We start from the raw sequence: 12100 nt of genomic DNA on the forward strand, positions 1-12100 counted from the left end.
GATCGTACGGTGGGTCAGGTGGCGTCCGGCCAGTACAGCCGCATCGGGTTGTCGACCAGGAGCTTGCGGCGCAGTTCCGGCGTCGGCGCGATGTGCGGGATGAAATCGACGAGCAGGCCGTCGTCGGGCATGTGCGCGGTGAGGTTGGGGTGTGGCCAGTCGGTGCCCCACAACACCCGGTCGGGGAACTCCTCGACCACCCGTCGGGCGAACGGGACGACGTCGCGATACGCGTGTTGTTCGCCGTCCAGGGCCGCGGGGCCGCTCGCCGAGAGCCGTTCCGGGCAGGTCACCTTGCACCAGATGTCGGGTCTGGCCCGGACGAAGTCGACGAACGCCTCGAACTCCGGGCCGTGCGGGTCCCGGGTGACGTCGGGTCGGCCCATGTGGTCGATCACCAGCGGCACCGGGATGTCCAGGAAGAAGTCGCGCAGGTCGGCGAGGTCGGCGGCCTCGAAGTAGATCACGACGTGCCAGCCGTACGGCTTGATCCGCTCGACCACGTCCCACAGGTCCTGCCGCGGTGCCGCGTCGACGAGGCGCTTGACGAAGTTGAACCGCACGCCGCGCACGCCGGCCTCGTGCAGTTCGCGCAGTTCCCCGTCCGAGATCCCCGGCCGCACCGTCGCGACGCCCCGGGCCAGGCCCCCCGAGGCGCGCAGCGCGTCGACCATGGCGGCGTTGTCCGCGCCGTGACAGGTCGCCTGGACCACGACGTTGCGGGCGAAGCCCAAGTGGTCGCGGAGCGCGAAGAGTTGCTTCTTGGACGCGTCGCACGGGGTGTACTTGCGTTCGGGGGCGAAGGGGAACTCCGCTCCCGGGCCGAAGACGTGGCAGTGCGCGTCGACGGCGCCCTCGGGCAGCCGGAAGTGCGGCCGGCTCGGCTGGGCGTACCAGTCCAACCAGCCGGGGGTCTTCTCGAAGTTCTCGGTCATGCCCGGTCCTCGTAGCGCAGTCCGAGCGCGGCCAGCGGACCGCGCATGTCGTACATGTCCAGGCCGAGTTCGCCCGTGCGGAACCGCGCGCGCTTGCCCTCCTCGTTCGCCTCGCGCTTCGCGGACGCCTCGGCGACCTCGGCGGCCCGTTCGCGCGGCACCACGACGACGCCGTCGCGGTCGGCCACGACCACGTCGCCGGGGCGGACCAGGGCGTTGGCACAGACCACCGGCACGTTGACCGAGCCGAGTGTGGCCTTGACCGTGCCCTTGGCGTTGACCGCCCGCGCGAAGACCGGGAAGTCCATCTCCTCCAGCTCGGCCACGTCGCGCACGCCGCCGTCGATGACCAGGCCCCGGGCGCCCCGGGCGCGGAACGAGGTGGCGAGCAGTTCGCCGAAGAAGCCGTCCTCGCTCTCGGTCGTGCAGGCCGCGACCACTACGTCGCCTTCGCGGATCTGCTCGGCGGCGACGTGCAACATCCAGTTGTCGCCGGGCTGCAGCAGCACGGTCACCGCCGTCCCGCACAGCCGGGCGTTCGAGTAGACCCCGCGCAGGTAGGGGCGCATCAGTGCGACCCGGCCCATCGCCTCGTGGATCGTGGCCACGCCGAACGCCGACAGCGCGGCGACCGCTTCGGGGTCGGCCCGGGTGATCGAGGTGTGCACGACGCCGATCTCGGTGTGCTCCATGGGTTCTGCTCCTGGGGTCTCAGTGACCGGCCGCGGCCAGGCGGGCGGCGAGTCGGGGGTAGACGCGGAGGGCGTTGCCGGCGTAGACGTCGGCCCGCTGCGGGTCGGAGAGGTTCGCGGTGGCGTCGACGTATCGCTTGGTGTCGTCGAAGTGGTGACCGGTGCGCGGGTCGATGTCGCGGACCGCGCCGATCATCTCGCTCGCGAAGAGCACGGACCGGCTGGGGATCACCCGGGTGAGCAGGTCGATGCCGGGCTGGTGGTAGACGCAGGTGTCGAAGAAGACGTTGTCCAACAGCGTCTCGGGGTCCGGCTTGCCCAGCGCCATCGCCAGGCCGCGGAACCGACCCCAGTGGTAGGGCACCGCGCCGCCGCCGTGCGGGATCACGAACCGCAGCGTCGGGAAGTCGGCGAACAGGTCGCCCTGGATCAACTGCATGAACGCCGTGGTGTCGGCGTTGAGGTAGTGCGCGCCGGTGGTGTGGAAGGCCGGGTTGCACGAGGTGCTGACGTGGATCATCGCGGGGATGTCGTATTCGACCATCGCCTCGTAGATGGGGTACCAGCTGCGGTCGGTCAGCGGCGGGGCGCTCCAGTGGCCGCCCGACGGGTCGGGGTTGAGGTTGATCGTCACCGCGCCCAGTTCCTCCACCGCGCGGCGCAGCTCGGGCAGGCAGGTCGCCGGGTCGACGCCCGGCGACTGCGGCAACATCGCGCCGGTGGCGAACCGGTCGGGGTAGAGCGTGCTCACCCGGTGGACCAGGTCGTTGCAGATCCGCGCCCAGATCGAGGAGACCGCGAAGTCGCCGATGTGGTGCGCCATGAAGCTGGCCCGCGGCGAGAAGATGGTCAGGTCGCTGCCGCGCTCGTCCATCAGGCGCAGTTGGTTGTCCTCGATCGCCCGACGCAGGTCGTCGTCGGTGATGACCAGGTCGTCGGGGTCGGGCGCGTCGCGGGGGTCCGCGACCGCCGCCGCCTGCCGATCCCGCCACTGCGCGAGTTGCGCCGGCGCGGTGGTGAAGTGACCGTGGCAGTCGATGATCATGCGTTGTCTCCTGGGGGTGGTCCGGGGTCAGGCCGAGGTGCGGGTGGGCCAGCCGGTGTACTGCTCGGCGAGGTAGCCGCGGCCGGCACGGGTGCCCACCACGTTGTCGAGTTCACCGAGCTGACGGCGGAAGTCGAACGGCGTGCCGCCCGGCGCGGTGTGCAGGAGCCGGGTCATCCAGTAGGAGAAGTTCTGGGCCCGCCATACCCGTTGCAGGGCCCGCGACTGGTAGTCCTCCAGTGCTCCCGCGCCCTCGCCGCCGAGTGCCCGCAGCAGCACGTCGGCGAGCACCTTGACGTCGTGCAGCGCGAGGTTGAGGCCGCGGGCGCCGGTCGGCGGCACCGTGTGCGCGGCGTCGCCGGCCAGGACCATCGAACCCCAGCGCATCGGCTCCTGCACGAACGAGCGGAACCGCAGCACCGTCTTCTCGAAGATCGGCCCCTCGGTGAGCCGGAAGCCGTCCTCGCCGGCCACCCGGGCCTGCAGCGTCGCCCATATGCGGTCGTCCGACCAGGCGTCGACCGGCTCGTCCGGGTCGCACTGGAAGTACATCCGCTGCACGGTCTCGGTGCGTTGGCTGATCAGCGCGAAGCCGTGCTCGGAGCAGGCGTACACCAGCTCGGGCGCGCTCGCCGGCGCCTCGGTCATGATGCCGAACCAGGCGAACGGGTATTCCTTGGTGTAGCGCACCCGCCGGTCCTCGGGCACCAGGCCGCGGCACATGCTGCGCGACCCGTCCGCGCCGACCACGTAGCGCGCCCGGATCTCGTGGCGGGTCCCGTCGGGCGCGGTGTAGCGCACCCGGGGCTGCTCGCTCGTGACGTCGAGGACCTCGGTGTCCCGGACGCCGAAGTGCACGGTGCCGCCGTCGCGGTCCCGGGCGGCGGCCAGGTCGATGAACACGTCGGTCTGCGGGTAGAGCCACACCGACTCGCCGACCAGCTCCTTGAAGTCGATGCGGTACGGCCGGCCGCCGAAGCGCAGCTCGATGCCCTCGTGCTCGTCGCCGTCGCGCAGGATCCGGTCGGACACGCCGGTCTCGACCAGGTCCCGGGCGACGTCCGCCTCCAGGATGCCGGCGCGTTGCGTGGTCTCGATCTCGTGCCGGGTGCGGGTGTCGATCGCGATGGACTCGATGCCCGCGCGACCGAGCAGATGCGCCAGCATCAGCCCGGCCGGACCGGCCCCGACGATTGCTACCGGAACCGAAGTGACGGTGTCGACAGCGGCGGCATCGGCCATGGCATCTCCCGGAGGGCGGCGAACATCTCGAACTCCTCGAACCCTGGCATCCGGGACGGCCTCGGGTCGGGCGGTCTTTCCGCCAGGCGGAAGACCGCTCGGGCGGATCCGGGCCCGCCTGGCAGGCTCGGCGCAGACGTCCGGCGCTCGGTGGCGCGACCGGTCTGCGCCGACGGGGGTGCGCGGACCGGCTGCCCGATCGCCGGACGTACCGACTGTCGAAGATGGGGAGGCGACGTGGACCGACGCATCTGTGGACTGTCCTCGATGGCAACGCGGGCGATCCTGGCCGAGGTCGCCGACCACATTCGGCTCGCGCACGGCATCGGGGTGGCCTTCGAGTCGGCCGGCGGGGTCGAGATCGCGCGCCGGGTACGCGAGGGCGCCGAGGCCGATGTGCTCGTGCTGGCCGACGGGGCACTGGCCGAGTTGGCCCGCGAGGGACACCTCGTCGAGGGCACCGTGCGCCCGCTGTGGGTCTCCCGGGTCGTCGCCGCCGTGCCGACCGGATCGCCGGTGCCGGCTCTCGACTCGGAAGCCGATCTGCGCGCCGCCCTGCTGGCCGCCGACCGGATCGCCTACTCCACCGGGCCCAGCGGCACCGCCCTGCTCGAACTGATCGCCCGGCTCGACCTCGCCGACCCGCTCCGCACCCGCCTCGTCCAGGCCCCGCCGGGGGTGCCGGTCGGCAGCCTGCTCGCGTCCGGCGCGGCCGAGTTGGCCCTGCAACAGCACAGCGAACTGATGGACCTGCCCGGCGTCACCGTGATCGGCCCGCTGCCCGGCGCCGCCGCGATCACCTCGACGTTCGGCGCGGCCGTGCCCGCCTCCTCGACCCGGCCCGATCGTGCCCGCGAGGTGCTCGACCTGCTCGGCTGCGAAACCGCCTCGCGCACCGCCCGCGCCAGGGGCATGCAGGCCGCCTGAGCTGTCCCGCCGGCGAGACACGCGAACGCGCTTTCCGCGTCGGCCGCGCTCTTGCCGCGCAACCGCCCCGTACCCGGCCATGGTGATCTACGCTGCCGCCGACGGACCGCACGAGTACGGCATACAGGCGAGTGGTGACGACTCCCGGGAGCGCGGAAATGGCGATACGCAAAAGATCCAGGGCCGGTGTGGCCGTGCTGGCGGCCATCGCGATGGCGGCCGGCGTCTTCACCGGTTCCGCCCAGGCGGCGCGGGGCACCGGTGCCGGGGCGGGCGGCCACCAGGCGACGCAGCGCGCGCTGGACGCGGCCGTGCGGGCCGGTGTTCCGGGCATCACCGCACAGGTACACGATGCCGACGGAGTCTGGAAGTCGGCGCCGGGCGTGGGCGATCTGAGCACGGGTGCGCCGCGCGGCAAGGACGACCGGTTCCGCGTCGGCAACCTCACCAACACCTTTGTGGCCACCGTGCTGCTCCAGATGGAGGCGGAGCACCGGCTCGACCTCGACGACACCGTGGAGCGCCGACTGCCCGGCCTGGTCCGCGGCAACGGCAACGACGGCCGCACGATCACCGTGCGCCAGTTGCTCAACCACACCAGCGGCCTGTTCGACTACCTCGCCGACCCGGCGTACGGCGAGGCGTACCTGGCGGGCGACGGCTACCTCCGGCACCGCTACGACACGCTGACGCCCGAGTGGCGGGTGCGGGTGGGTCTGTCCCACGAGCCGCTGTTCACGCCCGGGGCCCGGCACTCGTTCTCCAATACCAACGATGTGCTGGCGGCGCTGATCGTCGAGCGGGTCGGCGGCAGGTCGTACGAGGACGAGGTACGCGACCGCATCATCGAACCACTGGGCCTGGAAGCGACCTCCACCCCCGGGCGGAGCAGCCGCCTGCCCCGACCGAGCAGCCGAGGCTACGCCAAGCTCTTCCCGGCACAGCCGGATCGCGTCGACGACGTCACCGCGGTCAACGGGTCCCAGAGCTGGGGCAACGGGGACATCATCTCCAGCGCGGCCGACCTGAACCGGTTCTACGGTGCCCTGATGCGCGGAAAGCTGCTGCCGCCGCGGCAGTTGGCGGCGATGAAGGCGACCGTCGACAACCCCGACTTTCCGGGCGCCTCCTACGGACTCGGCATCGAGCGGTACACGCTGGGCTGCGGCACCACCGTGTGGTACCACGACGGCGGCATGCTGGGGTGGATCTCCATGGTCGCCACCACCGACGACGGCCGGCACCGGATCGCGTTCAACTACAACGCCAGTTGGGGGGCGGAGACCATCCTGCCCATCCTGAGCGCCGAATACTGCTGAGCCGGACCGCGAACGCCATGGCGTCATCATGGCGCCATGGCTCTCGCCGATGGCGACAGGCCGCCCGAATCCACTCGCGCGTTGTGGCCCGAAGGCATCCGAATAGCGTCGGTCGATGGACCGAAACACCACACGTACCAGGACAAAGACAGCGCCGACAAATGGCGCGCCGGTCAGGCGCCGCGCGGCGCAATCGATGTGCCATGATAGTTCCATGGAACTACGTGAGTACGTCGAGGCGCTGCGCGACGAGCTGGTCGCAGCCTCCGCGGCCGGAGACACCGAGACCCGCGCGGTTGCCGAGCGACTCGTCGCCCCGCTGGAGTCGGCCGTCCGGCTCACGTTGCTCAAGGTCCTGTCGGCCGCGGTCGACGAGATCAGCCGGGACCTGGCGCCCGGCTCGGTGGACCTGCGCCTGCGCGGGATGGATCCCAGCTTCGTGGTGACCGCGCCCCCGAGCGACGGCGGCCCCGCCGGGGACGACCCGGCCGAAACCGGTGACGCGGCGAGCGACTGGTTGACCGGCGCCCTCGGTGGCCCGCGCAGCGGCGCCACGGCCCGGATCAACTTCCGGCCCCCGGAGGAGATGAAGGAACAGATCGAGAAGGCGGCGTCCAGCCAGGGCATCTCGGTCAACACCTGGATGGTCCGGGCGTCCGCCGCGGCGCTGACCAACAGCAGGCGGTCCCAACGCGGCAAGCAGCAGTTCAACGGCTGGGTGCAGTAGCGGCGCGGCGGCCCGCGCGATCGCGCCGGTCGCGCCCGGCCCGGATCGGCCGGAGGCCGACGGGATGCGCGTACATGCGGTCCGCATCCCGTCGACGGCCCGGGAACACCCGCTCCCGGGCCTGCCGTTCGTCAGGCGTGGTGGATGGTGATGTCGCCGTAGGAGGACTGCATCCGCACCTCGATCGACTCCTCGGCCGACTTGGCCACCTCTTGCAGCGAGTTGTGTACGCGCCCGTAACCGGTGGTCAGTTCCAGCTTCGCCGGGCGATCCGCACCGATGCCGATCTCCAGGTCACCGCACGCGGTCTTGAGCACGACCGCGCCGCGGACCACTTCGCCGACCCGGATGCTGCCGTTGGCGGTCTTGGCGTCGGTCCGGTCGCCCAGGGCGTGGTCGAGGGTGATGTCGCCGTTGGAGGCGCGGACCCGGATGTCGCCGGTGACCTTGCCGATCTCGGTGTTGCCGTTGGCATTCTTGACCCCGGCCGCGCCGTCGATCTCGCCGATCCGGATGCGTCCGATCGAGGTGCGGACATCCGCGTCGCCGTCGACACGACCCACGGTGATGTGGCCGGCCGTACGCAGCCGCAACGCGCCGACCTGCTCCAGACGCACGTTGGAGGTGGTCGTCTTGAACGTGCACTCGCCGAGCCGGCCGGAGCAGTGCAGGTCGCCCAGGGCCGCCTCGCCGTGCACGTGCGAACCGATCGGCAGCACGATCGACACGTCCACCGAACGGGACTTGCGGGAGGGGTTCATGGCCGACAGCCCGGGCTTCGGGGCCTTGACCACCAGCACGCCGTCGGCAAACCCGACACTCGTCTGCTCGGCGGCCTTCACGTCCGAGGCGTCGCTCTCGTCGGTCGGCCGTACCTCGACGACGGTGTCGATCCGGTCCTCGGCGGTGATCTGCACGTCGCCGACGTAGATGTCGAGCTTGACGGAGATCGGGTCGGGAGTAGCGAAAACGTCCATGACGCCATCATGGCGCAATGCATGCGCCATCTGCAAGTCGTCTCGACTGCGATGGCGCCATTGGCGCCATCGACATCCGGCCGGCCCGACCCGCCTCGCCTCGCCTCGCCCACCGGCCCGACCCGTCGCGCCGAGCGCCCACCTCAGGAAGCGGCCTCCGCACGGTACTTGATCCGACGCAGCACCTCGCTCAGGTCCGCGAGCAGCACCTTCTCCTTGGCCTTGAGGTAGAAGTGCCCACCGGGCAACACCCGGAGCCGGAAGCCGGCATTCGTGGTGTCCGCCCAACCGCGCATCTGCTCCGGGGTCACCTCGGGGTCGCCGTCGCCGGTGTAGCCGTAGACCGGGCAGTCGAGCGGGTCCCGCCGGCCGGCGGGATACTCGTCCACCAATCGGTAGTCCGCGCGGAACGCGGGCAGCAGGATCTCCCGCAGGCCCGGGTCCGCGAAAACCGGGGCGCGGCTCTCGTCGAAGCGCACGACGTCGGCGATCATCTCCTCGTCCGTGCCGAGGAACCGCCGTTGGCCCTCCAGGGCATGCGGCGGACGCCGGCCGGACACGCACAACGCGACCGGCGCACACCCTCGTCGTTGCAGGCGCAGCGCGACCTCGTGCGCCACCGAGGCACCCATGCTGTGGCCGAACAGCACCAGCCGGTGGCGCGTCGACTCGGCGAGCGCGTCGGCGATGTCGTCCGCGAGCGCCTCCAGTCCGGACGGGAAGGCGTCGCCGAGCCGGTCCTCCCGGCCCGGGTATCGCACACCGAACACCCCGACGTCCGAGGGCAGTCCCACCGGCCAGGTGCGGTACGCGGTCGACCAGCCGCCGGCATGGGGGAAGCAGACGAGCCTCGTCGCGCACCCGTCGTCGTCGCGGAAGCGACGCACCCACCGTTCCTCCACCGGACTCCTCATTCGAACATGCCTTTTCCGTGCGGGTAGTGGTGGTGATCGCGGTCGGCGTTCAGAGCACTTCGCCGTCCTTCGTGCGCTTGCGCAGGGCCGGCCTGCTCGATCGGGAGAGGTCTCCCCACATGTCCGACAGACCGGTGATGGTGCGCGCCGCGAACAGCTTGCGGATGGACACCTCGTGGTTCAACTCCGCCCGGATCAGCCCGACCAGCCGGATCGCCCGCAGCGAGTTGCCGCCCAGGTCGAAGAAGTCCTGGTCGATGCCGACCCGGTCCAGCTCCAGCACGTCGGCGAAGGCCGCGGCCAACACCCGCTCGGTGTGGTTGCGCGGTGCCCGATACTGCCCGTCGTCGAACTCGGGCTTGGGCAGCGCGGCCCGGTCCACCCGTCCGCCCGCCGTCACCGGCAGGCGATCCAGCGGTACGAACACCGACGGCACCAGGAACTCCGGCAGCCGCGCCGCGGCGAACCGGCGCAGTTCCTCGCCCGAGAGGTCGCCGCGCGGGCCGCCCGCCGGGACCACGTAGGCCACCAGGCGTCGTTGCCCGGACTCGTCCTCCCGGCCGACCACCACCGCCTGGGCCAGCCCGGGGTGCTCGGCCAACACCTCCTCGGCCTCGGCCGGTTCGACCCGCAGCCCGTGTACCTCGGCCCGGGCGTCGGCACGGCCCACGTATTCGAGCCGTGTGCCGTCGTCCCGGCGCACCCGGTCCCCGGTCCGGTACATCAGCCCGCCGGCGGGCCCGAACGGGCAGGGTACGAACCGCTCGGCGGTCCGCCCCGCCTGCCCGGGGTAGCCGCGGGCCACGCCGGGCCCGGCCACGTACAACTCGCCGACCACGCCCGCAGGCACCGGCGCCAGGCCCGGCCCCAGCACGTACAGGGCGGTGTGGTCCATCGGCAGGCCGACCGTGCCCGCGGGCCGCGCCGGTCCGTCCGCCGCCGGGCGGTCGCCGGCGGCGAACCCGGTCGTTTCCGTCGGACCGTGACCGATGACGATGCTCAGCTCGGGGCACGCCTCGCGCATCCGCCGCACCGCGGCGGCGGGCACCCGGTCACCACCGGTCCACACCTCGCGCAACCCGGCCAGGCGCTCGGGGCGTTCCGCCGCGATCGCCGCGAACCGGGTGGCGGGCAGCCACATCGTGGAGCCCGCTCGCGGCTCGGTCGCAACATCGAGGTCGAGTTCCCCCGGCGGGGCCACGACCACCCGGCCGCCGCTCAGCAACGGCACCCACAGTTCGAGGGCGAGTGCTTCGGAGGTGGGCGGCGAGTGCCACACAACGGTGCCTCGGCCGCCGTCGCGCCAGTGCCGGTCGGCGACGAGCCGCTGGATGTTCCGGTGCGTCACGGCGACCCCGCCGGCCGCGCCGTTCGATCCGGAGCCATGGAGCACAGCCAACAGGTTGTCCGGATGCGGCAGGGGTGAAACCTCCCGTGCGTCGTCGCCGTCGGCGGTGTGCGACCCGAGGTCGTCGAACACGATCGTCGGCACGGGCAGATCGCCGGGGAGCCCGGCCGCGCTCGCCGCGTCGGTGAGCAGTACACGCGCCGAGGAATCGCTCAGCACCGACCTGATGCGTTCCGCCGGGGCGGTCGGGTCGATCGGCAGGTAGGCTCCGCCCGCCTTCACCACGGCCAGCAGGGCGACGACCAGGTCCGCCGATCGGGGCATCGCCACCGCCACGACCGTCTCGGGTGCGACCTGCCGGCGGCGCAGGGCCCGAGCCGGCCGGTCCGACCGCTCGTCCAGTTCGCGGTACGACAGCGCCGTGTCCCCGGACACCACCGCGACGTCGTCGCCGGCCTGCTCCACCCGGCGGGCGAACAGCTCCGCAAGCGTCGCCCCGGGCCCGGGCGGCTGATCCGGCGCCGTCAGCACCCGATCCCGCTCGACACCGGTGAGCACGTCCAGCGCACCGACCGGCAGTTGCGGGTCGGCGGCGATCACCGCGCGGATATGGGCGATCAACTCCGCGCCGATGAAGTGCAGTTCGGCGCCGGAGTAGAGGCCCGCGGGGGCGTCGAGCCGGACGTAGAGGTCGCTCTCGGGACTCCCGTCGGTGTAGACGCCGATCGCCAGCTCGTCGAAGGCGCCGGTCGTCGCGCCGAGGTAGCGCGCCGGGTGGTCGCCGAAGTGCAGTCGGTCCACGAACTCGACGACGTTGATCACGGTCCCGAAACTGCCGCGACCGCTCAGCACGGTTTCGCTCGCGCGCTGGATCTCCGAGTAGTGGCAGGCGGTTTGGCCGAAGATCTCGTACGTCTCGTCCACCACCGCGTCGGCGATCTCGCCGAAGGTCGCACCGAGCGGGACCTTCACCCGCACCGGCACCACGTTCACCGCCAGGCCGGGGGTCCGGCTCGCCGCCCCGACCCGGTTGCCCACGGCCAGCGAGAGCAGGAACTCCGGGTGGTCGCACCGGTGTCGGAGGAACACCGCGGCGGCGGCGGTCACCAGCGAGGACATCCAGACGCCCATGGACTTCGCGGTCTCGGTCCAGGTGTCCGCCTCGGCGCGCGGCACGGTCAGCGTTCGACTCGCCATGCCGATGGCGTCGGCCAACTGCCCCCAGCGGTCGGCGCTGCCCAGCGGTTCGGCGAGCGCGGACCGGGTCGCGTCGGGCAGGGCGATCCGCGGCACCTGCGCGGGCGGCGGCGCGTCCGCGAGGTACTCGCGCCAGAACGCGGTGTCCTCGGCGAACTTCGGCGAGTCGCGGTAGCGGTCCGTTTCGGCGCTGAACGACTCGACGTCCCACGGGTGCGGCGGTTCGGCGATCTCCGCCCCCCGGACCAGTGCCGTGTACACCTCGGCGAGGCGCCGCGACAGCAGGCCGCCCGCGCCGAACCCGTCCGAGATGAGGTGGTGGTAGGCGATCACCACGAGCGAGCGGGCCGGCCCGAGTTCGATCACACCCAAGCGGAACAGCAGGTCCCGCGCCAGGTCGAACGGCTGCCTCACCAGCTCGGCCAGCGCCTCGCGCGCGGCCTGTTCGGGATCCGCCTCGGCGCTCAGGTCCAGGAGGAACGGTCGCCAGTCCCCCAATTCCCGGGGAATCAGCCGCAGTCCGCCGCCGTCGTCGACGAAGTTGACGCGCAGCACCTCCGCTTCGCCCAGGACGTGCCGGAATGCGGATTCCATCACCGCCGAATCCAGTGCACCGTCCACATCCCACATGGTCAGCGCGTGGTTCAGCGTTTCCGGAGACATTTTCTGCGCCAGCCACAATCCTTTATGCGCCGACGACGCACCGAACGAACGCACAGGGAACATCCCCTCAGCAAACAGGCTCGGGAACCTGAGGAATTCGCAGATCACCTCCAC

Annotated in this window: 11 protein-coding genes; 4 read left to right on the top strand and 7 right to left on the bottom strand. The window is 71.7% G+C overall.

Translation table 11 applies throughout. The features are described from left to right. Positions 1–14: 14 nt before the first annotated feature. From ACH4U8_RS21480 to ACH4U8_RS21495, 4 genes are read right to left on the bottom strand one after another with little or no spacing between them, the layout of a single operon-like run. Positions 15–935 carry an amidohydrolase family protein gene (locus ACH4U8_RS21480; RefSeq protein WP_395779415.1) on the bottom strand — a complete coding sequence of 307 codons (921 nt, stop codon included), beginning with the start codon at positions 933–935 and terminating at the stop codon, positions 15–17. Then, positions 932–1627 (bottom strand): 4-carboxy-4-hydroxy-2-oxoadipate aldolase/oxaloacetate decarboxylase, encoded by a 696-nt coding sequence (gene ligK, locus ACH4U8_RS21485; protein ID WP_395779417.1) that lies wholly within the window; start codon positions 1625–1627, stop codon positions 932–934. Before ligK ends, ACH4U8_RS21480 begins: the two co-directional genes overlap by 4 nt. 19 nt (positions 1628–1646) lie before the next feature. Beyond that, the gene (locus ACH4U8_RS21490) at positions 1647–2672 is read right to left on the bottom strand and encodes an amidohydrolase family protein (RefSeq protein WP_395779419.1); all 1026 of its coding nucleotides are present in this window, start codon (positions 2670–2672) and stop codon (positions 1647–1649) included. Positions 2673–2699: 27 nt separating this feature from the next. Beyond that, the gene (locus tag ACH4U8_RS21495) at positions 2700–3914 is read right to left on the bottom strand and encodes a 4-hydroxybenzoate 3-monooxygenase (protein WP_395779421.1); all 1215 of its coding nucleotides are present in this window, start codon (positions 3912–3914) and stop codon (positions 2700–2702) included. 237 nt (positions 3915–4151) lie between these two features. Between ACH4U8_RS21495 and ACH4U8_RS21500 the strand changes: the two genes are divergently transcribed. The 4 genes from ACH4U8_RS21500 (at position 4152) to ACH4U8_RS21515 (ending at position 6887) form a co-directional block, all read left to right on the top strand. Continuing rightward, positions 4152–4841 (top strand): substrate-binding domain-containing protein, encoded by a 690-nt coding sequence (locus ACH4U8_RS21500; protein ID WP_395779423.1) that lies wholly within the window; start codon positions 4152–4154, stop codon positions 4839–4841. A 158-nt stretch (positions 4842–4999) separates the two neighbouring features. Then, positions 5000–6160, top strand: coding sequence for a serine hydrolase domain-containing protein (locus ACH4U8_RS21505; RefSeq protein WP_379987558.1), 1161 nt, complete (start codon positions 5000–5002; stop codon positions 6158–6160). Between the two features lie 36 nt (positions 6161–6196). After that, positions 6197–6367 (top strand): hypothetical protein, encoded by a 171-nt coding sequence (locus tag ACH4U8_RS21510; protein WP_395779425.1) that lies wholly within the window; start codon positions 6197–6199, stop codon positions 6365–6367. A gap of 7 nt (positions 6368–6374) precedes the next feature. Beyond that, positions 6375–6887 (top strand): Arc family DNA-binding protein, encoded by a 513-nt coding sequence (locus tag ACH4U8_RS21515; protein ID WP_360305649.1) that lies wholly within the window; start codon positions 6375–6377, stop codon positions 6885–6887. A 131-nt stretch (positions 6888–7018) separates the two neighbouring features. On the opposite strand, the gene ACH4U8_RS21520 is transcribed toward ACH4U8_RS21515, so the two are convergent. The 3 genes from ACH4U8_RS21520 to ACH4U8_RS21530 form a co-directional block, all read right to left on the bottom strand. Continuing rightward, complete coding sequence (locus tag ACH4U8_RS21520; protein ID WP_360305647.1) at positions 7019–7864, bottom strand: DUF4097 family beta strand repeat-containing protein; 846 nt, start codon at positions 7862–7864, stop codon at positions 7019–7021. A 143-nt stretch (positions 7865–8007) separates the two neighbouring features. After that, a complete protein-coding gene (locus ACH4U8_RS21525) occupies positions 8008–8751 on the bottom strand; it encodes an alpha/beta fold hydrolase (RefSeq protein ID WP_360305645.1) in 744 nt (247 codons plus the stop codon). A gap of 76 nt (positions 8752–8827) precedes the next feature. Next, a complete protein-coding gene (locus ACH4U8_RS21530) occupies positions 8828–12049 on the bottom strand; it encodes an amino acid adenylation domain-containing protein (protein WP_395779552.1) in 3222 nt (1073 codons plus the stop codon). Between the last annotated feature and the right edge of the window lie 51 nt (positions 12050–12100).

The organism is Embleya sp. NPDC020886 (assembly GCF_044333915.1).
Lineage (GTDB): Bacteria > Actinomycetota > Actinomycetes > Streptomycetales > Streptomycetaceae > Embleya.

Coding starts and splice junctions, on each gene's coding strand:
- ACH4U8_RS21480 (WP_395779415.1), bottom strand. CDS start 935: ATGACCGAGAACTTCGAGAAGACCCCCGGCTGGTTGGACTGGTACGCC.
- ligK (WP_395779417.1), bottom strand. CDS start 1,627: ATGGAGCACACCGAGATCGGCGTCGTGCACACCTCGATCACCCGGGCC.
- ACH4U8_RS21490 (WP_395779419.1), bottom strand. CDS start 2,672: ATGATCATCGACTGCCACGGTCACTTCACCACCGCGCCGGCGCAACTC.
- ACH4U8_RS21495 (WP_395779421.1), bottom strand. CDS start 3,914: ATGGCCGATGCCGCCGCTGTCGACACCGTCACTTCGGTTCCGGTAGCA.
- ACH4U8_RS21505 (WP_379987558.1), top strand. CDS start 5,000: ATGGCGATACGCAAAAGATCCAGGGCCGGTGTGGCCGTGCTGGCGGCC.
- ACH4U8_RS21510 (WP_395779425.1), top strand. CDS start 6,197: ATGGCTCTCGCCGATGGCGACAGGCCGCCCGAATCCACTCGCGCGTTG.
- ACH4U8_RS21515 (WP_360305649.1), top strand. CDS start 6,375: ATGGAACTACGTGAGTACGTCGAGGCGCTGCGCGACGAGCTGGTCGCA.
- ACH4U8_RS21520 (WP_360305647.1), bottom strand. CDS start 7,864: ATGGACGTTTTCGCTACTCCCGACCCGATCTCCGTCAAGCTCGACATC.
- ACH4U8_RS21530 (WP_395779552.1), bottom strand. CDS start 12,049: ATGTTCCCTGTGCGTTCGTTCGGTGCGTCGTCGGCGCATAAAGGATTG.